The sequence below is a fragment of the Vibrio sp. YT-19(2023) genome (genome assembly GCF_033337395.1).
The window spans coordinates 1-596 of the sequence record NZ_JAWOQN010000775.1 but is presented as its reverse complement, the minus strand read 5'-3'; the positions used below and the strand labels follow the sequence as shown (position 1 = coordinate 596).

The following is a 596-nucleotide window of genomic DNA, read 5'->3' as shown; positions in this document are numbered from 1 at the left end:
GATGGGTGAGCTTGCACCAACGATTGATCTACTGATGAGCACTACCGCGAAAGTGCTGAACGGTGAAGAAGTGATCAAATCACCTTCGGACGCGGTTTCTCAATCGCTGTCTTTGTTGACGCTGCTTTACCAAGTGTCGAAGCTAAGCCGTGAACAGCAAGTGCTTCAACGTGAAATTGCGGTTGAAGCCAACGTTGCGAGTTTGCAAAGCCAAGCGGCAGAGCTGAACAACTCTGCTAGCGCGATGATCGCGATGGCGGTTGTATCTGGTGTGTTAGCGGGTGCTACAGCAATTATCGGTGCGCTTGGTTCGTTCAAAGCGGGTAAAGAAATTAAGACCGAGATGGCAAGCAACAACGTGCTGAAAACGCAAAAGGCGGGCTTCGATCAAGTAGAAGAGTTGATGAACAACGGAAACTTGTCAAAAACTCAACAAGATCAAGTAAAACGTGCACATTCGCTAGCGAAAGACAGCATTGCAGACACCACGGCTCAATTGACTAGCGGCGGTCGCAAGTTCGATAAACTGATGAGCTCAAACCAAGCGAAGAACGCGATTCTTCAAGCTCTTGGACAGATGGCAAACTCAGCATCGA

1 pseudogene is annotated in these 596 nt (G+C 48.8%); it reads left to right on the top strand.

From position 1 onward, the window contains the following. Positions 1–596 (top strand): annotated as a pseudogene (gene vopD / locus R7E78_RS28400) (type III secretion system translocon subunit VopD); the annotation flags it as partial.